The organism is Micromonospora rifamycinica, assembly GCF_900090265.1.
GTDB lineage: Bacteria > Actinomycetota > Actinomycetes > Mycobacteriales > Micromonosporaceae > Micromonospora > Micromonospora rifamycinica.
Window position 1 is genome coordinate 5,090,466 of record NZ_LT607752.1, and the last position, 21,182, is coordinate 5,111,647.

Below are 21,182 nucleotides of genomic sequence, written 5' to 3' on the forward strand. Positions count from 1 at the left end.
GGGTGTCGGGCGGATCGTCCGGCGTCGGTACCTTGCCAGGGTGGCCAAGACGTACGAGGGTGGCGAGGCGCTCGCCGAGGTGGTCCGGTCCGGGTTCGTGGAAGGCGTGCACCGTGGCTCGGTGGTGGTGCTCGACGGCTCCGGCGCTCCGGTCGCCGGTGCCGGGGACGGTACCGCGCCGGTCTTCCCACGGTCGGCCAGCAAACCGTTACAGACCCTCGGGATGCTCCGCGCCGGGCTGGCGCTGACCGATCCCGCCGACGTCGCGGTGGTCTCGGCCAGCCACGCCGGCGAGGAGTTCCACCTGGCCCGGGTGGCGGCCCTGCTGCGGTCCGCCGACCTTGATCCGGCGGCCCTGCACTGCCCGCCCGACCTGCCGTTCGGCGAGGCGGCCCGGGAGGCCGTGCTGCGGGCCGGCGGCGGCCCGAGCCGGTTGGCGATGAACTGCTCCGGGAAGCATGCCGGCATGCTGCTGACCTGCCTCGCGGCCGGCTGGCCGCTGGACGGGTACTGGCGGCCCGAGCACCCGTTGCAGCAGCGGCTGACCGCGACCATCGAGGAGTGCGCCGGTGAGCGGGTGGCGGCGGTCGGGGTGGACGGCTGCGGAGCGCCGGTGTCGGCGGTCTCGCTGACCGGGCTGGCGCGGGCGTACCTGCGACTGGTGACCGCCGGACCCGGGTGCGACGAGAGCAGGGTGGCGGACGCCATGCGGGCGTACCCGGAGGTGGTCGGCGGCACCGTGGCGGACGACACCCGGCTGATGCGGGGCGTACCCGGGATGCTGGCCAAGATCGGTGCGGAGGGGGTGTTCGCCGCGGCGCTGCCCGGCGTCGGCGCGGTGGCCCTCAAGATCGACGACGGGGCGACCCGGGCGCGGATGCCGGTGCTGGTCTCCGCGCTGCGCCGGCTCGGCGTGCGGGCGCCCATTCTCACCGAGTACGCCGAGTTTCCCCTGCTGGGTGGGGCGCTTCCGGTCGGCGGTGTGCGTCCCGTCTGGTGATGTCGGCCCGGTGCGCGCAGTAGGCTGCTCCGCCGCCCCGGTCTGCCCGGTGGCTGCTTTGCCGGCCCGGCGGTAGGGGGGCGTAGGGCCGGGGTCGGGGCGGTCAGGGCAGGAAGGCGCGGAGGGCCGCGGCGACCGGGGCGGGGCGTTCCAGCGGGACCAGGTGCGCGGCGTCGGGGATGTCGGGCAGGCGGACGGCCCCGGGTGCCTCGGCGGCGATCCGGTCGGCCAGCCGGATGATGTCCGGGATGTCGACGGCGCCGGCGGTGACGAGGACCGGTAGGCGCAGTTCGTCGAGCCGGCCGATGGCGGGTGGGTCGAGGTCGACGACGTCCACCGCGCTCAACGCCTGCTCGGCGGCGAGGGCACGCCGGTCCAGCTCCTCGGCGTAGGCGATGAACGCCGGGTCGAGATCCTCCGGGCGGCGGTGCGGGCCGACCACCCAGAACCGGACCTCACCGGCTGCGCTGGCCGCCAGGTCCTCCTCGTCGACCTCGCCGACCAGCCGGTCCCACAGCTCCTCGGTGTCCGGCGACCACTCGTGCCCGGAGACGGCGGTGCCGAACAGCGCCAGTGCCGAGACCCGCTGCGGGTACGCCAGCGCGGTGTCGATCGCCACCGCCCCGCCGAACGAGCAGCCGACCAGGGCGGCCCGTTCGACGTCCAGCGCGTCCAGCACCGCCACCACGTCGTCGTGGTGGGCGAAGGACCCCGGCGGAAGCGCCGAGTCCCCGTAGCCCCGCAGGTCCAGCGCGATCGTCCGGTGCCGGTCGGCGAGGGCGTCGCCCACCGCGCGCCACATCCGCCGGTCGGCGATTCCCGCGTGCAGCAGGAGCACCGGGGTGCCACTGCCGGCCTCGTCGTACCCGAGGGTGGTGCCGTTGACGGCGATCTCCTTGGTCACGCCGTGCAAGCTACGACCGGACATCCCGGTCCGCAACGCACTTTGACCCCTGTTACCTTGCTAACTCTGGCTAGCGTTTTGCTTGCTGGAGCTAGCAGCGCGGACTACCGTAGGGATATGGCCGCACCCAAGGATCTACCCGACGTCGGCGGATTCATCCGTGACCTGCGGCGGAACGCCAAGATCTCGCTCCGCCAGCTCGCCGAGCAGGCGGGGGTCAGCAACCCGTATCTCAGCCAGATCGAACGGGGCCTGCGCAAGCCCAGCGCCGAGGTGCTCCAGCAGCTCGCCAGCGCGTTGCGCGTCTCCACCCCGGCGATGTACCTGCGGGCGGGGCTGCTCGACGACAAGGAGGGCCAGGGTGTGCTCGCCGCGATCGCGGTGGACCCGGACCTGACGATGGCCCAGAAACAGTCGCTCAGTCAGATCTACGAGACCTTCCGCCGGGAGAACACCCGCCTGGCCGAGGCCACCGCCGCCACTCAGCCCGCCCCGGACCAACCGGCCCCGGCCGCCCCGACCGAGCCCGTCGGCACGGACCGCCCTGTCGTCACGGATCAGCCGGTCGTCACGGATGGGCCGGTGGGTACCGATCGGCCGGTCGGCACGGACCAGCCGGTGGTCACGGACCGGACGGCCGCCACGGCGGACCGGTCCGGGACGCCGGCCGGGCCGACGGAAGCGGCGGCCGTGGTCACCCCGGCCGCCACCGGCCCCACCACTGCGGAGGGCACCCCGACCGAGGCCGTCCTCGAATCGGTCGCCGTGACCGAGGCGGGCGGCGCATCCGCCCCCGGCACACCGGGCGGTACGCCCACGCCCGGCGGAGCGACCGGCACGCCCGCACCCGCCGGAACGGACACCGCGCCCGCCACCGCCCCCGGCACCCGCGCCACGGATGCCGCGCCCACGACCAGCAACAGCAGGGCCGCCGCGGCGGCCGAGGAGGAGTTGTCATGACCCAGCCGAAGACCAACCGCATCCCGGCCCCCGTCTACGCCGCTGCAGGCGCCGGTGAGCTGGCGTTCCAGCAGCTGCGCAAGCTGCCGACCGTGGTGACCGAGCTGGGCAACCGGGTCGTCGCCGACGGCACCAAGGTCGTCACCGAGCTGGGTGGCCGGGCCGTCGTCACCGGTGTCGAGCTGCGCCAGAAGGCCACCGAGACCTTCCGTACCGCCAACCTGACCGCCTCCGGCCTGCGCGACCGGGCCACCCCGGCCGAGCTGAACCTCGACAAGCTCCGCACCGAGCTGAGCCTGGACAAGCTGCGCACCGAGCTGGACCTGGACAAGCTCCGGGCCGAGCTGGACCTGGACAAGCTGCGCGGTGCCGCCACCCGCAACGCCGCCGTGGTGCTCGCCGGGGCGCACGCCGCCCAGGAGCGGGCGCTGGCCGCGTACGGCGCGTTGATCGCCCGGGGCGAGCGGGTGGTCGGTGCCGGGGTGCTGGAGGCCGCCGACACCGTCAACGCCGACATCGAGGCCACCGACGCCACCGTTGCGGCCGAGGTGCGGGCGGTGGCCGCCCCGGACCGGACGCCCACCCCGACCGAGGTGGCCCGGGCCGGCGCGGAGCACCCGCCCACCCCGGCCGACGTGGCCGAGGTCGTCGGGGCCAAGCCGGCCGCGGCCGGGACGACCCGCCGGCGGGCCACCAAGGCCGCCGCCAAGCCGACCGCCGCCGCCAAGGCTGCCGCCAAGCCGACCGCCGCCGGGACGGCGAAGGCGCCGAAGGCCACGAAGCGGACCCGCCCGACCGCCGAGTGACCAATGCCGACACCGGCCCCGGAGGCGTCCTGACGGACGTTTCCGGGGCCGTCGGCATATGCTGGCCGGCATGGCCATCGCCGCGCCGATCTTCGTCTTCGACGCCGTCTTCATCATCGACCGCGTCCTGCTCTTCTTCGCGCTCGTCGTGCAGGGCATCTCGCTGGTGCACGCGATCACCCAGCGGTCGGACGCCTTCGCGGCGATCGGTACCCTCCCCAAGGGGGGCTGGATCGCCATCCTGGCCGTCTGCCTGCTGCTCACCCTGCTCGGCTTCGGCGCGCTGAGCATCTTCGGGCTGATCGGCATCGCGGCCGGTCTGATCTACCTGCTCGACGTCCGGGTCGGGCTGCGTGACCTGCACGACGGCAAAGGGTTCTGGTGAGGGGTTTCCGCTGGCCGCCACCACCGGACGGCGGACCCCGCACCTGGGGGCCGGGCCCCGGCGCACCGCGTACCGGGCGACCCGCCCTGCCGGAGCCGGAGACCGAGCTGGTCGACACCCCGCACGGCGTGCAGTTGGAACGCCTGGTCACCGGCGTCGGTGAGCCGGTCACCGTGTTCGCCCACGGGTTCGGCAACGGCATCGCCACCACCCGCCCGTTCGGCAGCGCGGTCACCGGCCGTCGGGTCTTCTTCCAGTTCCGGGGGCACGGTCGCTCCGACGTGCCGCCCGGCCCGTGGAGCTACCTGGACCTGGCCCGTGACCTGCGGGCCGTGGCGGACCTCAGCGGCGCCACCCGGGCGTTCGGGGCCAGCCTGGGCGCGGGGGCGCTCTGCCGGCTGCTCGTCGAGAGCCCGGACCGGTTCGAGAAGCTGGTCTTCCTGCTGCCCGCCGTCCTCGACCGGCCGCGCGGCCCGATCGCGCAGCAGCGGCTGACCGACCTGCTGGACGCGGTGGCCGGGGGCGACGCCTCGGCGGTGGCGGACGTGGTCGCCCTGGAACTGCCGCCGTCGGTACGCAACACCCCGGCCGGCTGGTCCCACCTGCGCCAACGGCTCGACCAACTGCTCCGCGACGGGCTCGCCGCCGGCCTGGCCGACCTGGTGGAACAGTCCCCGCTGCCGGACGTCGCCGCCCTGGCCGGGGTCACCGCTCCGGCGTTGGTGATCGGCTGCGTCGGCGACGACCTGCACCCCACCCACATCGCCGCGGAGCTGGCCGCCGCGCTGCCGGCCGCCACCCTGCACGTGTACGACCGCCCCGGGTTCGCCTGGACCGACCGCGCCGACCTGCGGGAACGGATCTCGACCTTCCTCAACGACTAGGCCGTGTTCCGTAGCGGTTGGCGGCGTGGTGGTGGTCGCTAGGCCCGCGCCCGCCCGGTGCGGATCGCGGATCCCCGGGCCGGGATCCGGCCGACCGCCGTACCCGTGACGTGGTGACAGCGGATCACGTCTGGGCGGGTGTCCGTCCCCCCCCCGCCCTCGACCGGCCCTACTGCCGGCACCGTGTGTTGTCCGGGCGGCAGCTCCAACGACGACGCCGTGCGCTGTCCGGGCGGCAGGCCCACCGCGTCGGCACCCGACCGTACGGGTCGGCCCACCAGCTCACTCTGCCATCGGGATTGACGCCAACTCACTTCAGTTATAGCTTGTAACGGCAGTAAGTAGTCATCACTTTGATGGGAGTCCTCATGAACCGCGTGTCCACCGCCACCCTCACCGCGTTGCTGATCGGCGGCTCCGTCCTCACCGGTGGCGGCGTTCCCGCGCTGGCCGGCGGCGCGGCCATCAGCCACCCGCAGTCCGACCGGCACGACGACGCCCCCGGGGCGCAGGAGCGGGTGGTCCGCGCTTGGGTCCAGCTCTGGAACGGCGACTACGCGCTGGCCGGGCGCATCGTCTCGCCGGACGTCCGGGTCCGGGCCGCGCTGCTCGACGGTGGCGACGGCAGTGCCGTGCGGGGTCCGGCCGGCATGGTCGACCTGATCGGCCAGATCCGGGGTGCCTTCCCCGACCTCCGCTTCACCGTCGAGGTCGGCCCGATCGTCGACGGCGACCACGTGGTCGTGCGGTGGGTCGCCGACGGCACCTACGGTGGAGGCTTCCCCGGGGCGACCGCCGCGCCCGGCACCACGGTCCGCTTCACGGGCACCGACATCCTGCGGGTGCGGCACGGCCTGATCACCGACTACTGGCTCAACGCCGACACCCTGCTGCTCACCACCCAGCTTGGGGTGAAGGCCGGCTGACCGTCCGGCCGCGGCGCCGGCAGCACTCGGCCACGGCTGCCGTGGGTCAGTCCGACGACGGCAGGTGGGCGGCGCGCACGTCGTGCAGCCAACGCTCCACCGTGACCTCGTCCGGCCGGTCGGGCAGCGGGGTAGGGAGCCGCTCGAAGTCCCGTTCCGCCGCGGCGACCAGTTCCTCCGCCGCGCCCAGCGCACCCTCCGCGACCTGCTCGCCGAACGTCCGGAACCATCCCGGGTCGGCCAGCCGGATCTCCAGGAACCCGGTGGCGTAGAGCCTGCGCCCCTGGTGCAGCAGCCGGGCCAGGTGCCGGGCGTGCTTGGCCGAGCGGCGTCTCCCGTCCACCGTCGCGTCGCGGGTGGTCAGCTTGCGCAGCTGCTGGCTCGCGTACCCGAGGTAGGCGTCCCGGACGCGCGGCGCGCTGAGGAACGCCGACCGGATGGCGATCAGGCGCTCGCCGAACGGCGTCCGGGTCTCGTAGCAGTCGGCGGGAAGCCACATCAGCTCGGTGGCCGTCGGGTTGCCGCTCAGCGCCAGCCGGGCGTACTTGCCGGCCTCGTGCAGGGTGACGTCCGGGTCGGTGGTGACCACCGACTCCCGGGGTGGCCGCAGCCCGTGGAAGTCCACCGTCGGGGCGGCGAAGACGCCGATCCGGTCCACGTCGGAGCCGGGGCCGGCCAGCCCGTAGGCGACCGAGCCGACGATCCCGGAGAGCAGCAGGTGCATGCCGGGAGCATGCCGGACGGAACCGCTCCGCGAAACCGGACTTCGGTTGTCAGGTATCGCTGCCACCCTCGACGGTATGACGACGACACCGCTGGAAGGAAAGGTCGCGCTGGTGGCCGGCGCGACCCGGGGCGCGGGCCGGCAGATCGCGGTCCAGCTCGGCGCGGCCGGGGCGACGGTCTACGCCACCGGGCGCAGCAGCCGGGCCGGCCGCTCGGAGCTGGACCGCCCCGAGACCATCGAGGAGACCGCCGAGCTGGTCACCGCCGCCGGCGGCACCGGTATCGCGGTACGGGTCGACCACCTGGTGCCCGACCAGGTGCGTGACCTGGTGGCCCGGATCGACTCCGAACAGGGCCGGCTCGACGTGCTGGTCAACGACGTGTGGGGGGCCGACCCACTGATCACCTGGGACAAGCCGGTCTGGGAGCAACCGTTGGACGCCGGGTTCCACACCCTGCGGCTGGCGGTGGACACCCACATCGTCACCAGCCACTTCGCGCTGCCGTTGCTGATCCGCCGCCCCGGCGGGCTGGTCGTCGAGGTCGGCGACGGCACCCGGGCGTACAACGACACGCACTACCGGCTGTCGGTCTTCTACGACCTGGCGAAGGTGTCGGTGGCCCGGCTCGCGTACTGCTGGGGGCACGAGCTGAAGCCGCACGGGTGCACCGCGGTGGCGCTCACCCCCGGCTGGCTCCGCTCCGAGGCGATGCTGGAGCACTTCGGGGTGACCGAGGACCGGTGGCGCGACGGCGCGGCGCAGGACCCGCACTTCCTCATCTCGGAGACCCCGGCCTTCGTCGGGCGGGCGGTCGCCGCGCTGGCCGCCGCCGAGGACCGGGACCGCTGGAACCAGGCGTCCGTCTCGGCCGGCGAGCTGGCCCGGGTGTACGGCTTCACCGACCTCGACGGCAGCCGGCCGGACGCCTTCCGCTACCTCGCCGAGGTGGTCGACACGGACCGCCCCGCCGACGTCACCGGCTACCGCTGACGCCGTGTCGGCCCGGTCGCCTGACCGGTACGCCGTCAGTGGGGGGCGGGGTCCGGGCTGACGCCGTAGAGGGCCGCCGAGCGGGCCGCCGCGTCGACGAGGCGGGCGCGCAGCACGGCCGGTTCGAGCACCTCCACCTCGGGACCGAGGCCGAGCAGCTGCGCGTACGCCACCTCGACGGACTCGACGGGCAGCCGGGTCACCACCCACCCCTGCCCGTCGGGTACGCCGAGACCGGCCATCGCCTCCTCGTACGCGAAGGGGGTGTCGGCGAGGAAGCGGAGCCGGCGCAGGCCTTCGGGGCTGACCCGGATGGTGGCCCGTTCGGCGAGCATGCCCCGCAGGAACGCCCCGGCCTGCTCCCGCCAGTAGCCGCCCAGGTCGAAGCCGTCGTCCCGGACGAAGGTCGCCGGGTCGGCGGCGACGTGCAGCACCCGGTCCACCCGGTAGGTACGCATCGCCTCGCCGACCCGGCCCACGAGATACCAGGTGCCGCTCTTGAGCACCAGCCCGTACGGCTCGACCCGGCGGGCCACCTCCCGGTCGCCGCGCCGGTACCGCAGCTCGACCACCCCGTCCCGCCACACCGCGCGGGCCAGCTCGGACAGCCAGCGGGGCGGGGTGGCGTCGCGGAACCAGCCCGGCACGTCGAGGTGGAACCGCCGCCCGGTGCGGGCCGGCGCGTCGCGCAGGCTCGGCGGCAGCGCGGCGAGCACCTTCAGCTCGGCGGACGCCACCGCCTCGGCCAGCCCCAGGTCACCGGCGGGGCCGGGCAGCCCGGCGAGGAAGAGCGCCTCCGCCTCGTCCCGGGTCAGCCCGGTCAGCCGGGTCCGGTAGCCGCCGAGCAGCCGGTAGCCGCCGGAGCGGCCCCGGTCGGCGTAGACCGGCACCCCGGCGGCGGAGAGCGCCAGCACGTCCCGGTAGACGGTCCGCTCGGAGACCTCCAGCTCGCGGGCGAGTTCGGCGGCGGTCATCGTCTCCCGCGCCTGCAACAGCAGCACCAGGGAGATCAACCGGGCGGCGCGCACCACCGTATCCTGCCGCCCCGACCCACCGGCCGGCGCCATCGGGTGCCGGGCGGCGGTGGCCGGTGGCCAGTAGGCTCTGCGGTCGTGGACGGACCCCGTACCCTCGCCGCGCCGGTGACCGGCGCGGCCCGTCGCTTCTTCGGCGGCGTCGGCCTGCTGTTGCGCGGCCTCGGCCTGTATGTCCGCAGCCCGGGCCTGATGCTGCTCGGCGTGGTGCCGGCGCTGCTGTCCGCGGTGCTCTTCGTCGCCGCGTTCGCCACCCTGGTCTACTTCGTGGACGAGCTGGCGGCATGGGTGACCCCGTTCGCCGACGACTGGTCGGACACCCCGCGCAGCCTGGTCCGGGTGATCGCCGGGCTGGCCTTCCTGGGGCTGGGCGGGCTGTTGACCGTGGTCGGCTTCACCGCCGTCACCCTGGTCATCGGGGATCCGTTCTACGAGAAGATCTCCGAGCGGGTGGAGGACCGGCTCGGCGGCACCCCCGGCGCGGTGGAGGTGCCGTTCGGGGCGTCGCTGCGGCGCAGCATCGTCGATTCGCTGCGGCTGGTCGGGCTCTCGGTGCTGTTCGGCATCCCGCTCTTCGTGGCCGGGTTCATCCCGGTGGTCGGGCAGACCGTGGTGCCGGTGGTCGGCGCGGCGGTGGGTGGCTGGCTGCTCGCCGTGGAACTGGTCGGAGCGCCGTTCTCCCGGCGCGGGCTGCGGCTGCCGGACCGGCGGGCCCGGCTGAAGGCGGACCGGGCCACCTCGCTGGGCTTCGGCGTGGCGGTCTTCCTCTGTTTCCTGGTCCCGTTGGGCGCGGTGCTGGTGATGCCGGCGGCCGTCGCCGGGGCGGCGTTGCTCGCCCGTCGGTCGTTGGGGCAGCACATCGAGGAGAGCTGAGCGGCTGGTCAGCGTAGGTCGCGTAGGCAGGACCAGCCGGACGCCACCGGCCGGTAGCCGAGCCGTTCGTTGACGGCGAGCATCGGCGCGTTGGCCTCGTCGTTGGAGGTGTAGGCCGTCCGCACCCCGTTGCCGGCGGCCCGGTGCAGCGCGGTCTGTTTGGTCAGCCGGGCCAGTCCCCGACCCCGGTATTCCGGGCGGGTCGCGGTGAAGTCGGACCACATCCGGTCGCCGTCCCGCTTGACCAGGCTGAGCGCGACCAACGCGCCGTCCGTCTCGGCGACCGTGCTGGCGTCCCGGTCCAGCCCCGGGTTCTCCCAGGACGCGAACCGCCAGTAGGCGTAGCTGGTCGCGTCCACCGGCACGTCCCCCGGCTCGCCCGCGGCGGCAGCGACGTCGAGGAGATAGATCTGGTACGGGTCGAGCCCGGTGAGCGGGAGCAGCCGCACCCCGGCGGGCGGCTCGGGCAACGGTGGGGCCGGGCGCAGGTCGAGCGCCGAGTAGCGCAGCTCCCGGCTGGGGGTGAACCCGTGCCGCCGGGCGTACGACAGCGAGCCGGTCCGCACCCAGGTCCGCACCCGACGGATCCGGAGCGATTCGAGGTGGGCCAGCGCGGCGGCGAGCAGTGCGGTGCCGGTGCCCCGGCCCCGGTGCTCCGGGTGCACGTGCAGGAGGGAGACTTCCCCGAAGTCCGGCACGGAGGTCTCCGTGTTCCGGTATGCCGAGGCCCAGCCGACGATCTGGCCGTCCGCCTCGGCCACCCAGGCCGTCCACTTCTCCTCGGGTGGTGGCTGGGCGATCATCTGCCGGGTCGACGCGACCCCCCGTACCAGGTACGGATGGACCAGCGACCGCAGTGCCACCACCCCGGGCGCGTCGTCCGGTCGGGCGGTACGGATCAGCACCCGCGCCGCCCCGCCCCCGGCCGCTGCTTCCCGGCGGTGGGCGGCACGGCGGTGGGCGGCACGGTGGTGCAACGACACGACGGGGCAGGGTCAGCCATGCCCGCGAGGGTAGGCGTCGGTCGGAGCCGACTGCCACGGCTTTTCCTTGCCCCGCCGAAACAATGTAACTCTCGGTGACATCAGTCCTTGATGTCGAGGCCGATCACAATCAGTGATATCCATTCCACCCCTGTCACCTCACCCCCGCCACCTTTGCTCTGCTGCCCTGGGCGCGACACGCGATTGAACTGCTGTTTCAGGGTGGGCGGCGTGGGACGTCGTCGTTCCCATCGATCACTATGGGTGCCTGTCGCCTGCATGGCGGCAGAGCAAAGGGAGTGAGGGGGTGATGGTGAGGTCGGCGGCCTTGTTGCTCAAGGTGGTGGTTCGGGTCGGCCGGTGGGCTGGTGCCCGCCAGGCGGGCGCACCCGTCCCGGGGCTGGGCCCGCCACGTGAGCAAGGGGGTCAGGCGGACTGCCGGATCACCAGCTCGGTCGGCAGCACCACGACCCGCTCGACGTCCGCGCCGTCGGCGAGGGCCAGCAGCAGCCGGGTCATCTTCCGGCCCAGCTCGACGATCGGCTGCCGCACGGTGGTCAGCGGCGGCTCGGTGTAGGCGGCCGTCTCGATGTCGTCGAAGCCGATCACCGCGACGTCGTCGGGCACCCGCCGGCCCGCCTCGTGCAGCGCCCGCAGGGCGGCGTGCGCCATCAGGTCGGAGGCGGCGAAGACCGCGTCCAGATCGGGGTACGCGGCGAGCAGCCGACGCATCGCCGTGGTGCCCGACTCGCGGGTGAAGTCGCCGTACTCGATCATCTGGGGTAGGCCGGCGGCGACCACGGTGTCCCGGTAGCCGGCCAGCCGTTCGATGCCGGCGACCATGTCCTGTGGGCCGGCGATGGTGGCGATCCGGCGGCGACCGTTGTCGATCAGGTAGCGGGTGGCCGTGGCGACCCCGCCGACATGGTCCACGTCGATGTAGGGCACGTCGGCGGCGTCCAGCGGCCGACCGCTGCACACCACCGGTATCCCCAGCCGGGCGAGCCGGCCGGGGAGCGGGTCCTTGCCGTGCAGCGAGGCGAAGAGCACCCCGTCGACGTGCCGGCCGGTGGTGTAGCGGGCGACCCGGTCGTGCCCGGCGGGCGAGCCGGCCAGCATCAGCACGAGTTGCTTGTCGGCCGCCTCCAGCTCCTGGGCCGCACCCCGGATGATCCCGGGGAAGACCTGGTCGTCGGAGAAGACCCGGGTGGCGACCTCCGGCAGCACCAGGGCGACCGAGTCGGTCCGCTGGGTGACCAGGCTGCGGGCGGCCAGGTTCGGCACGTACCCCAGCTCGGCCACCGCCCGGCGGACCGCCTCCTGGATCGGCTCGGCGACCGTGGTGGAGCCGTTCACCACCCGGGAGACCGTCGCCCGGGACACGCCGGCCTGCCGGGCGACCGCCTCCAGGGTGGGCCGCTGCGCCGCCGTCATACCCGCTACCACCGCCTCGTCACAGCCCGTTCCGGGAGATCACCTCCTGGTACCACCGGGCGCTCGACTTCGGGGTGCGCCGCTGGTCCAGATAGTCGACGTGGACGATCCCGAACCGCTTCCGATAGCCCTCGGCCCACTCGAAGTTGTCCAGCAACGACCATACGAGATAGCCGCGCAGGTCCACCCCGCGGGAGATGGCCTCGTGCGCGGCCCGCAGGTGCCCGTCCAGGTAGGCGATCCGGTCGGCGTCGTCGATCCGGCCGTCCCCGTCCGGGAGCCGGGTGTCGTCGGGGAACGCGCCGCCGTTCTCGGTGATCATCAGCGGTAGCCCCGGGTAGTCGGTGGCGATCCGCTCCAGCAGCCGGGTCAACCCGGCCGGCTCGATCTGCCACCCCATCTCGGTCACCGGGCCGGCGGCCGGGAGGAACTCTACCGCGCCCTCGGTGCCCGGGTAGGCGCTGCTGCCGGCCCCGTCCGGGCGGCCCGCGACGTAGGTGGGGGAGTAGTAGTTGATCCCGAGCAGGTCCAGCGGCGCGGCGATGACCTTCTCGTCGCCCTCCCGGACGAACGTGGGCTCCACCATCCGGGCGACGTGTTCGAGCACGTCGGCCGGGTAGCCGGCCCCGGTCAGCGGGTCCAGGAAGATCCGGTTCTGGAGGCCGTCGACCAGGCGTACCGCGGCGGCGTCGGCGGCGCTGCCCGGGTCGGCCGGCGCGACGTCCGCCGGGTTGAGGGTGATCCCGATGGTCCGCGCGCCCGCCGCCCGCAGCGCCCGTGCCGCCAGGCCGTGCCCCAGCAACAGGTGGTGGACTGCCCGGAAGGCCGACCCGGCGTCCTGCTCGCCGGGGGCGTGCACCCCGTTGCCGTAACCCAGGTAGGCCGAGCACCACGGCTCGTTGAGCGTGGTCCAGGTGTGCACCCGGTCGCCGAGCCGCGCGTGCACGGCGAGCGCGTAGTCGGCGAAGTGCTCGGCGGTCTCCCGGCTGGTCCAGCCGCCCCGGTCCTGCAACGTCTGGGGCAGGTCCCAGTGGTAGAGCGTGATGATCGGGTCGATGCCCCGGTCGAGCAGCGCGTCGGTCAGCCGGTCGTAGAAGTCCAGGCCGCGCGGGTTGACCGGGCCGGTGCCGTCCGGCCGGATCCGGGGCCAGGCCACCGAGAAGCGGTACGCGGCCAGCCCCAGCTCGGCCATCAGCGCCACGTCGTCGGCGTACCGGTGGTAGTGGTCGCAGGCGACGTCACCGGTGTGCCCGGCGAACACCTTGCCCGGCGTGCGGCTGAAGGTGTCCCAGATGGAGTCGCCGCGGCCGTCGTCGCGGGCCGCCCCCTCGATCTGGTACGCGGCGGTCGCCGCGCCCCACACGAAGTTCTCCGGGAATCGACGTTCGCTCACGCGGTTTCCTCCTTCGTTCGCGCCGGTGGGGACGGCCCACCGGCACCGGCTTGACGCCGTGGCCGCACCCGGCCCGGTGCTCCGGTCGTCGGGCACAGCGTACGGCCAGCGAGGGTCGTTCCAGGGGCGGAGAGCGCTCCTCCGCCAGCGTCGTCGCTGGGCGGAACCGCTGTCAAGAGAGCGCTCTCTGAGAATCCGGCCGGACCTCGGCACCCCGACGGGAGCGGTCGTCCCCGGACGGGGCGACCGCTCCCCGTGCGCGGTTCGCCGTGCTACGTGGTGCGCGTGACGGTCAGCCGACGCGCAGGCCCTCCAGCAGGGAACGGTCCCCGGTCACCCCGAGGGTGTCGAAGCTGATCCGGCCCCAGAGCGCCAACAGCAGGTCGCTGGCCGAGCCCGTCACCTGCACCCGGGCGTGGTGGTCGTCGTGCCCGAAGACCGTGGCGGTGTCCAGCAGCGCCACCCCCTCGCCGCGCATCCGCAGGTACCAGTCCTGCGCGGCGTCGGCGGCGGTCAGGTGTACCACCCCCTGCCACTGCCCCGAGGCCCGCCGCCGGCCGGCCGGCAGCCAGGTGTCCAGCACCTCGCTGACCCCGTCGGCGGCGAGCTTCGCCTCGACCGGGTCACCGGCGGCGATGGCGAGCTGGGCGTCCCACCGGTGCACCGCGGTCTCGTGGGCCATCCGGCGCGGCCAGAAGCCGGCCTTCTTGGGCTGCGGCATCGGGTTCCAGGCCGGGGCCTCCGGGTCGAGCGTGTCGAAGAGCGTCATCAGCTGGTCGTACTGGTGCTGCCAGAGCTGGAGCGCGGACACCCCGGCGGGCAGCTCGGCGACGTGGTCGCGGCGGGCTGGCTGGGCGGTGTCCCCGGAGCCGACGAAGGAGTGCACCCAGTGGTAGACCCCGGCGAGGTGCAGGGTCAGGTCGGCCACCGTCCACCCCGGGCAGGACAGCACGGGTGTCTCCGGCGGGGCCTCGGCGACGGCCGCGGCGAACGCCGGGCCGTCGACCCGGAGCGCTCCGATCCAGAAGTCCTTCGTGGCGTGCAGTCTGCTCATCGCAAATCCTCCCCGGGGTGACCCGGCGACCAGTGGGTGCCGCGGCTACCCCTCAGCCTAGGGTGAAAGGCGTGTCGAACGTCTACGCCAAACCGACAACGGACGCCGAACCCGCCGATCCGGCCGTCCTGGCGGAATACACCACCCTCCGGCTCGGCGGCCCCGCCGCCCGCCTGGAGACCGCCACCAGCGCCGACGAGATCGTCGCCCGGGTCCGCGCCGCGCGCCGGCGCGACGAACCGGTGCTGGTCCTGGCCGGCGGCAGCAACGTGGTCGTCGGGGACGCCGGATTCCCCGGCACCGTCGTGCTGGTCCGGTCGCGGGGCCACACCGTGGTCGCCGAGGACCCCGACACCGTGACCGTCCGCGTCGAGGCCGGCGAGCCCTGGGACGACCTGGTCGCCACCGCCGTCGGCAACGGCTGGTCCGGCCTGGAGTGCCTCTCCGGCATCCCCGGCTCGGCCGGCGCCACCCCGATCCAGAACGTCGGCGCGTACGGGCAGGAGGTCGCCGAACGGATCACCGGCGTCCAGGTGTACGACCGGGCCGACGACCGGCTGACCACCATCGACGCGGCGGACTGCGGCTTCGCGTACCGGGGCAGCATCTTCAAGTACAGCGACCGGTGGGTGGTGCTCTCGGTCGACTTCCGGCTGGACCGCTCGCCACTGTCCGGGCCGGTGCGCTACGCCGAGCTGGCCCGCTCGCTCGGGGTGCAGGTCGGCGACCGGGTGCCGCTGGCCGCCGCCCGGGACACGGTGCTCGCGTTGCGCGCCGGCAAGGGCATGGTGCTCGACCCCGCCGACCCGGACACCTGGTCGGTCGGCTCGTTCTTCACCAATCCGGTCCTCGACCGGGCGGCGTACGAGCTGCTGCGCGAGCGCGCCGCCGACGTCGGGGAGCCGCCGTCCTGGCCCTGCCCGGGTGACCTGGTGAAGGTGAGCGCCGCCTGGCTGATCGACCGGGCCGGCTTCGCCAAGGGGCACCCGGGGCCGGGGGGCACCGCCATCTCCGGCAAGCACACCCTCGCCCTGACCAACCACGGGGGCCGTGCCCGCACCGCCGACCTGATCACCCTCGCCCGGGAGATCCGCGACGGCGTGCACGCCCGGTTCGGCGTCCCCCTGCACCCCGAGCCGGTGCTGGTGAACTGCGCCGTCTGACCCGCCGGTCAGCCGCTCAGCGGCCGACCCGGTGCACCTTGTGCTGGGCCGCCTGGGCCAGCGGGCGGACCACCAGCCGGTCCACGTTGACGTGGTGCGGGAGGGTGGCGCACCAGGCGATGCACTCCGCGACGTCCTCGGCCACCAGCGGCTGCGCCACCCCGGCGTAGGTGGCGTCGGCCTTCGCCGCGTCCCCGCCGAAGCGGTTCAGGCCGAACTCTTCGGTCCGGACCATCCCGGGATCGATCTCGACCACCCGGACGGGTCGACCGCACAGCTCCAGGCGCAGGGTGCCGGCCACCGCGGTCTGGGCGTGCTTGGCCGCGGTGTAGCCGCCGCCGCCCTCGTACACGGTCAGGCCGGCGGTGGACGAGACCACCACGACGGTCCCCGCGGCGGAGCGTTCCAGGGCCGGCAGCAGGGCCTGGGTGACCCGCAGCGTGCCGAGCACGTTCACGTCGTACATCCACTGCCAGTCGGCGATCGCGCCGGTCTCCACCGGGTCCAGCCCGCGCGCGCCACCGGCGTTGTTGACCAGCAGGGTGACCGGGCCGGGTGCCCCGGCGGCGGCCCGCGCCAGCCCGGCCACCGACTCGTCCGAGGTGACGTCGCAGGGCACCGCGGTGGCGCGGCCGCCGGCCGCCGTGATCTCGGCGACCAGGGCGGCGAGCCGGTCGGTGCGCCGGGCGGCGGCGAGCACGTGGAAACCCGCGGCGGCGAGCCGGCGGGCGGTGGCCGCGCCGATCCCGCTGGACGCCCCGGTGACGATCGCGACAGAGGTCATCAGGCCATTCTCGCCCCGCCGCGAGGTCCCGCCCCCAGGGTCCGGTGATGAGGTCCGTCACGCCCGCGACCCGGGGTGACGCATTTCCGAAGCCCGATGGGGAAGATGACACGCGGCGCGCGGGTTGACCGAGGAGCGCCGGTCGTGCGGGACGGCATCAACCGTGACAGAAGGAGCGGACGTGGCGGATCAGCACACCGGTGTCGGTCGTCAGCGAGGTGCCCTGCCGTGGCCCCGGCCCCGCCGGATCGCCACCCTGTCGGTGCACACCTCGCCGCTGCACCAACCGGGCACCGGCGACGCGGGCGGCATGAACGTCTACATCCTGGAGGTCGCCCGCCGGCTCGCCGAGGCGAACGTCGAGGTGGAGATCTTCACCCGGGCCACCTCCGGTGACCTGCCGCCGGTGGTGGAGATGGCCCCCGGGGTGCACGTCCGGCACGTCACCTCCGGCCCGCTGGAGGGGCTGACCAAGGAGGAGTTGCCCGGACAGCTCTGCGCCTTCACCGCCGGGGTGCTGCGGGCCGAGGCGGCCCGCCCACCGGGGCACTACGACCTGATCCACTCGCACTACTGGCTCTCCGGGCAGGTCGGCTGGCTGGCCAAGGAGCGCTGGGGGGTGCCGCTGGTGCACACCGCGCACACCCTGGCCAAGGTCAAGAACGCCCGGCTCGCCGCCGGTGACCGGCCGGAGCCGAAGGCCCGGGTGATCGGCGAGGAACAGGTGGTCGCCGAGGCCGACCGGCTGGTGGCGAACACCCGGGTGGAGGCGACCGACCTGATCGACCGGTACGCCGCCGACCCGGCCCGGGTCGCGGTCGTCGAGCCGGGGGTGGACCTGGACCGGTTCCGCCCCGCCGCCGGGGACCGGGTCGCCGCGTCCCACGCCGCCCGCCGCCGGCTGGGCCTGCCCACCAGCGGGTACGTCGTCGCGTTCGTCGGCCGGATCCAGCCGCTGAAGGCCCCCGACGTGCTGGTCCGCGCGGTCGCGGCGCTGCGGGAGCGGGATCCGGCGCTGGCCGACCAGGTGACCGTGGTGATCTGCGGTGGCCCCAGCGGCAGCGGCCTGGACCGGCCCACCTCGCTGATCGAGCTGGCCGGCTCGCTGGGCGTCGCCGACCGGGTGCGTTTCCTGCCCCCGCGTACCGGTGACGACCTGCCGGCCCTCTACCGGGCCGCCGACCTGGTGGCGGTGCCCTCGCACAACGAGTCGTTCGGCCTGGTGGCCCTGGAGGCGCAGGCCTGCGGCACCCCGGTGGTCGCCGCCGCGGTGGGTGGCCTGGTCACCGCGGTACGCGACCAGGTCAGCGGCGTGCTCGTGCACGGCCACGACCCCACCGACTGGGCTCGTGCGCTGGCCCGGCTGCTCCCCGACCGGGCCGGTCGGGAGGCGTTGGGGCGGGCCGCCGCCCGGCACGCGCAGGGGTTCTCCTGGGAACGCACCGTCTCCGGGCTGCTCGCCGTCTACGGCGAGGCGGTCACCGGGCACCGGGAGCGGCTGGCGGCCCGGCTGGCCGGGGGTCCGGCGCTCACCGGCTCGTGGTGACCCCGGCCACCCCGGCGTCGTCCGGTGGGCTCGCCAGCCCGCCCGTACAGTGGGTGCGATGAGCCCGAAGAGCGAGCTGGCGGCCCTGATCGAGTCGTTCTGCACCGAGCGGGAACTCGACTGGGAAGCCACCGGCGAGGGCTCGTACGCGGTCACCCTGCCCGGCACCCACAAGCTCAAGACGATCTGCAACCTCTTCGTCGGCGAGCACGCGCTGCGGATCGAGGCGTTCGTGATGCGCCAGCCCGACGAGCGGCGCGAGGAGCTGTGGTCGTGGCTGCTCCAGCGCAACGCCCGGATGTACGGGGTGGCGTTCTCGATCGACGCGGTCGGGGACGTCTACCTCACCGGCCGGGTCAACCCGTCCGGCGTCGACGCCGACGAGCTGGACCGGCTGTTCGGGGCGGTGCTCAGCTACGCCGACGAGTCCTTCGACACCATGCTGGAGATCGGCTTCGGCAGCTCCATCCGCCGGGAGTGGGAGTGGCGGGTCAAGCGGGGCGAGTCGACCGCCAACCTCGCCGCCTTCGCCCACCTCTTCGAGCCGTCCCCCGGAGGTTCGGACCGGTCCTGACGGGTATGCCGCACCGCTGCGGTGCGGCAGTGTGGAGACCCGCCGCAGGCCGAGGACGGACTGTCGAGGAGCGTGTGATGGCTCAGCGGAACAGCTCAGGTCGCGGTGCGACGGCGACCTCGACCACGCGTCGGACCGGCAACCGGACCCCGAACACGCCGGGCATCTCCGAGGCGGAGATCTCCCGGATGAAGGTCGAAGACCTTCGGGGCCAGTTGCGTCGGCGGGGGATCTCCGGGATCTCCGCGCTGCGCAAGCCGGAACTGGTGAAGACCCTCGTCCGGACGTTGCGTTCGGAGGTCCGGGGCGGCGGCGCGGCGCGGCGCAGCACCGGCCCGTCCGGTCGGGCGCCCACCCGCCGGAACACCGCCCGCACGAGCGCGGGCGCGACGACCGCCGCCGGCAGGGCCGCCCCGGCCCGCCGGAGCGCCGCGGCGCGGGCAAAGACGACCTCGGCGCGGGCCAAGGCGGCCCCGGCGCGGGCCAAGGCGGCCCCGGCGCGCAGGGCCGGCCCGGCGCGGTCGGCGGCGAAGGCGGCACCGGCGGCGCGGGCCACCCGCTCCCCGGGTGTCCGTACCGGGCGGTCCACCTCCCGGTCGGTCCGGTCGGCGCAGCTCATCTCCTCGCCGGCGGACCGGCCGGAGCGTCCCGGGCGCAGCCTGGTCACCACCAACCACCAGGTGATCCGGAACTGGGCCGCGGCCCGGGGGGCCAGGCCGGCGACCATCGCCGGCACCGAGCGCGACGGCCGGCCGGGGGTGCTCACCTTCGACATCCCGGGTTACCGGGAGAGCCGTCGGGTGCAGGTGGTGAGCTGGAACGACTGGTTCCGGACGTTCGACGGCCGCCGGCTCAACCTGATCTTCCAGGAGCAGTTGCGGGACGGCCGGCAGAGCAACTTCTTCCGGACCGAGTCACCCGATCGGGAAGACGGTTGAGGCGTTTACCGGAATGGCTGCCGGGTAGCCGCGTGTTGGCAGTCAGGTGACCCGGAACGGCGACACCCCAGCTCGGACCAGGGGTGTTGTGACCGGCGAAACAGTGCTCGCGGGTTGTATCCGGAAACCGGGCGAACTAACTTTATTGCACCGCGCCACGCTCGGAAACGTTCGGGGGAGCGGCGGATCGATCAGATCCGTGCACCGGGCGAGGCGCACATGGGTGGAGCACACCGTTGGGGGACGGTGCCACCCGGGAACCGGCGGCGCGAGCGGGCGACGCTTACGGGGGTGAGGGTCGCCCGCCGCCGCCGGGCAGGCGGTACGAGCGCCCACCGCGACGTTCCGGTCGACGGTGGGCGCTCGGCCGTTTTTTCCCGGCTTTGCCGGGTCTGCCACCCTGCCCTCTCGGGTCTGCCCTGCGGGGTGTCCCCGCTCCCCGTCGGCGTCAGCCGGGGGTGCGGGCCGGAGCCGGCGCGGGGGGTACGGTCACCGCGGCCTCGGCGGCCTGGGGGACCGGTGGCGCGATGTCGGTGACCGGCGCGGCGGAGCCGCGCAGCAGGCTCGCCCGGCGTTCCCGGGCCGGCCCGGAGAGCAGGTGGCCCAGCGCGGTCACCACGCCCAGCCCGGCGCAGCCCAGCCAGAGCGTGGCGTTGCCGGCGTGTTCCCGGACCAGCCCGCCGAGCACCGGGGCGATCGCGCCGGCCAGCTGCCAGGAGAGCGAGAAGACGCCCTGGTAGCGACCGCGCAGCTCGGCCGGGGAGAGTTCGGCGATCAGGGTGGCGTGGGACGGGGAGTTGAGCATCTCGCCGAGCGTCCAGATCAGCACGGCGAGCCCGAAGAACCAGGCGGCGTCGGCGAACGCGGTCAGCCCGAAGCCGACCCCCATCACCACCGCGGCGAGGGCGAGCACGTGGGACCGGCTCCGCCCCCGGATCAGCCGGGGGATGAAGAGCTGGCCCGCCACGATCAGCACGCCGTTGAGCGCGATCACCGCGCCGTAGGTGGCCGGGGAGAGCCCGGCGTCCCCCATCGCGATCGGCAGCATCGAGATGTGCTGGAGGAAGACCAGCGCGCCGAGCAGGTTGAGCACGACCAGCCCCAGGAACACCCGGTCGGCGGCGATGGTGCGCAGCGCGCCCGCCCGCGGCGGCCCGCCGGCCGGCTGCCTGGCCGGCCCGGTCGCCGGGGTACGGCGGGTCTCGCCGACCCGGACGAAGACGATCAGCGCGGCGACCAGGGTGGTGGCCGCGTCCACCACGAACAGCAGCAGGTAGCCGGCCTCGGCGGCCAGCCCGGCGAGCACGGCGGCGCAGGCGAAGCCCAGGTTGATCGCCCAGTAGTTCAGCGAGAAGGCCCGCAACCGGTCCCGCTCCGGCACCACGTCGATCATCATGGCCCCGAAGGTGGGGCGGGCCGCCTCGGCGAACGTACCCAGCAGCAACGCGCCCGCCGCCACCGCCCAGAGCGGCCGGGCGAAGCCGAGCGCGAGCATCATGGTGGCCGCGCCCAGGTGGGCGGTGAGCAGGGTGGGCCGCCGCCCCCACCGGTCGGCGAGGGTGCCGCCCACGGTGGTGCCCACCGCGCCGCCGACCCCCCACAGGCCGATCACCAGGCCGGCCTGGGCGGCGGAGAAGTCACGGGCCTGGGTCAGGTAGATGGCCAGGAAGATCAGCACGAAGGAGCCGAGCCGGTTGATCAGGGTGCCGGCCCAGAGGTACCAGAAGGCCCTCGGCAGCCCGCCGGTGGTCTCCCGGAACCAGCTTCCCACCCCGCGCACGCCCGTCCCCCGCTCCGGTAATGACCGTCTTCCTAGCAGCGCC

At 74.3% G+C, this 21,182-nt stretch carries 20 protein-coding genes and 1 pseudogene; 12 read left to right on the forward strand and 9 right to left on the reverse strand.

What is annotated here, in order from left to right:
- Positions 1 to 40 precede the first annotated feature (40 nt).
- Positions 41 to 1,000, forward strand: a complete 960-nt coding sequence (locus GA0070623_RS21230) for an asparaginase (protein WP_067311781.1) — start codon at positions 41 to 43, stop codon at positions 998 to 1,000.
- Positions 1,001 to 1,103: 103 nt separating this feature from the next.
- Here GA0070623_RS21230 and GA0070623_RS21235 read toward each other — a convergent pair whose 3' ends face one another.
- A complete protein-coding gene (locus GA0070623_RS21235) occupies positions 1,104 to 1,904 on the reverse strand; it encodes an alpha/beta fold hydrolase (RefSeq protein WP_231932508.1) in 801 nt (266 codons plus the stop codon).
- A 117-nt stretch (positions 1,905 to 2,021) separates the two neighbouring features.
- Here GA0070623_RS21235 and GA0070623_RS31570 point away from each other — a divergent pair.
- The 5 genes and pseudogenes from GA0070623_RS31570 to GA0070623_RS21260 all read left to right on the forward strand — a co-directional run.
- Positions 2,022 to 2,654 (forward strand): annotated as a pseudogene (locus GA0070623_RS31570) (helix-turn-helix domain-containing protein); the annotation flags it as partial.
- A gap of 206 nt (positions 2,655 to 2,860) precedes the next feature.
- A complete protein-coding gene (locus GA0070623_RS21245) occupies positions 2,861 to 3,670 on the forward strand; it encodes a hypothetical protein (protein ID WP_067311786.1) in 810 nt (269 codons plus the stop codon).
- A 70-nt stretch (positions 3,671 to 3,740) separates the two neighbouring features.
- Positions 3,741 to 4,055 carry a DUF2516 family protein gene (locus tag GA0070623_RS21250; RefSeq protein ID WP_067311829.1) on the forward strand — a complete coding sequence of 105 codons (315 nt, stop codon included), beginning with the start codon at positions 3,741 to 3,743 and terminating at the stop codon, positions 4,053 to 4,055.
- A complete protein-coding gene (locus tag GA0070623_RS21255; protein WP_067311789.1) occupies positions 4,052 to 4,939 on the forward strand; it encodes an alpha/beta fold hydrolase in 888 nt (295 codons plus the stop codon). The genes GA0070623_RS21250 and GA0070623_RS21255 overlap by 4 nt, the downstream gene beginning before the upstream one ends.
- A 368-nt stretch (positions 4,940 to 5,307) precedes the next feature.
- On the forward strand, positions 5,308 to 5,865 hold the full coding sequence (locus GA0070623_RS21260; RefSeq protein WP_084261454.1) for an ester cyclase: 558 nt from the start codon (positions 5,308 to 5,310) through the stop codon (positions 5,863 to 5,865).
- A 46-nt stretch (positions 5,866 to 5,911) separates the two neighbouring features.
- Here GA0070623_RS21260 and GA0070623_RS21265 read toward each other — a convergent pair whose 3' ends face one another.
- Entirely contained in the window at positions 5,912 to 6,589 is a 678-nt protein-coding gene (locus tag GA0070623_RS21265) for a nucleotidyltransferase domain-containing protein (RefSeq protein ID WP_067311792.1), read from the reverse strand.
- 76 nt (positions 6,590 to 6,665) lie between these two features.
- Here GA0070623_RS21265 and GA0070623_RS21270 point away from each other — a divergent pair, with 76 nt between their 5' ends.
- On the forward strand, positions 6,666 to 7,583 hold the full coding sequence (locus tag GA0070623_RS21270) for an SDR family oxidoreductase (RefSeq protein WP_067311795.1): 918 nt from the start codon (positions 6,666 to 6,668) through the stop codon (positions 7,581 to 7,583).
- 35 nt (positions 7,584 to 7,618) lie between these two features.
- On the opposite strand, the gene GA0070623_RS21275 is transcribed toward GA0070623_RS21270, so the two are convergent.
- Positions 7,619 to 8,611, reverse strand: a complete 993-nt coding sequence (locus GA0070623_RS21275) for a helix-turn-helix transcriptional regulator (RefSeq protein ID WP_067311836.1) — start codon at positions 8,609 to 8,611, stop codon at positions 7,619 to 7,621.
- Positions 8,612 to 8,695: 84 nt separating this feature from the next.
- Here GA0070623_RS21275 and GA0070623_RS21280 point away from each other — a divergent pair, with 84 nt between their 5' ends.
- Positions 8,696 to 9,490, forward strand: a complete 795-nt coding sequence (locus GA0070623_RS21280; protein ID WP_067311798.1) for an EI24 domain-containing protein — start codon at positions 8,696 to 8,698, stop codon at positions 9,488 to 9,490.
- Between the two features lie 8 nt (positions 9,491 to 9,498).
- Here GA0070623_RS21280 and GA0070623_RS21285 read toward each other — a convergent pair whose 3' ends face one another.
- From GA0070623_RS21285 to GA0070623_RS21300, 4 genes are all read right to left on the reverse strand, one after another.
- Complete coding sequence (locus GA0070623_RS21285; protein ID WP_067311839.1) at positions 9,499 to 10,395, reverse strand: GNAT family N-acetyltransferase; 897 nt, start codon at positions 10,393 to 10,395, stop codon at positions 9,499 to 9,501.
- A 504-nt stretch (positions 10,396 to 10,899) separates the two neighbouring features.
- The gene (locus tag GA0070623_RS21290) at positions 10,900 to 11,907 is read right to left on the reverse strand and encodes a LacI family DNA-binding transcriptional regulator (RefSeq protein ID WP_067311802.1); all 1,008 of its coding nucleotides are present in this window, start codon (positions 11,905 to 11,907) and stop codon (positions 10,900 to 10,902) included.
- 19 nt (positions 11,908 to 11,926) lie between these two features.
- Entirely contained in the window at positions 11,927 to 13,300 is a 1,374-nt protein-coding gene (locus tag GA0070623_RS21295; protein ID WP_067311806.1) for a GH1 family beta-glucosidase, read from the reverse strand.
- 292 nt (positions 13,301 to 13,592) lie between these two features.
- Entirely contained in the window at positions 13,593 to 14,354 is a 762-nt protein-coding gene (locus GA0070623_RS21300) for a maleylpyruvate isomerase family mycothiol-dependent enzyme (RefSeq protein ID WP_067311809.1), read from the reverse strand.
- A 71-nt stretch (positions 14,355 to 14,425) separates the two neighbouring features.
- Here GA0070623_RS21300 and GA0070623_RS21305 point away from each other — a divergent pair, with 71 nt between their 5' ends.
- Positions 14,426 to 15,517 (forward strand): UDP-N-acetylmuramate dehydrogenase, encoded by a 1,092-nt coding sequence (locus GA0070623_RS21305; RefSeq protein WP_067311812.1) that lies wholly within the window; start codon positions 14,426 to 14,428, stop codon positions 15,515 to 15,517.
- A gap of 16 nt (positions 15,518 to 15,533) precedes the next feature.
- On the opposite strand, the gene GA0070623_RS21310 is transcribed toward GA0070623_RS21305, so the two are convergent.
- Positions 15,534 to 16,301, reverse strand: coding sequence for an SDR family NAD(P)-dependent oxidoreductase (locus GA0070623_RS21310; RefSeq protein WP_067311815.1), 768 nt, complete (start codon positions 16,299 to 16,301; stop codon positions 15,534 to 15,536).
- Between the two features lie 181 nt (positions 16,302 to 16,482).
- Between GA0070623_RS21310 and mshA the strand changes: the two genes are divergently transcribed.
- The 3 genes from mshA to GA0070623_RS21325 all read left to right on the forward strand — a co-directional run bounded on the left by mshA (position 16,483) and on the right by GA0070623_RS21325 (position 19,359).
- Complete coding sequence (gene mshA, locus GA0070623_RS21315) at positions 16,483 to 17,847, forward strand: D-inositol-3-phosphate glycosyltransferase (RefSeq protein WP_067311819.1); 1,365 nt, start codon at positions 16,483 to 16,485, stop codon at positions 17,845 to 17,847.
- Between the two features lie 58 nt (positions 17,848 to 17,905).
- Positions 17,906 to 18,421 (forward strand): type III secretion system chaperone family protein, encoded by a 516-nt coding sequence (locus tag GA0070623_RS21320; RefSeq protein ID WP_067311823.1) that lies wholly within the window; start codon positions 17,906 to 17,908, stop codon positions 18,419 to 18,421.
- A 77-nt stretch (positions 18,422 to 18,498) separates the two neighbouring features.
- Entirely contained in the window at positions 18,499 to 19,359 is an 861-nt protein-coding gene (locus GA0070623_RS21325; RefSeq protein WP_089004141.1) for a hypothetical protein, read from the forward strand.
- Positions 19,360 to 19,807: 448 nt separating this feature from the next.
- Here GA0070623_RS21325 and GA0070623_RS21330 read toward each other — a convergent pair whose 3' ends face one another.
- A complete protein-coding gene (locus tag GA0070623_RS21330) occupies positions 19,808 to 21,139 on the reverse strand; it encodes an MDR family MFS transporter (protein ID WP_067314791.1) in 1,332 nt (443 codons plus the stop codon).
- Between the last annotated feature and the right edge of the window lie 43 nt (positions 21,140 to 21,182).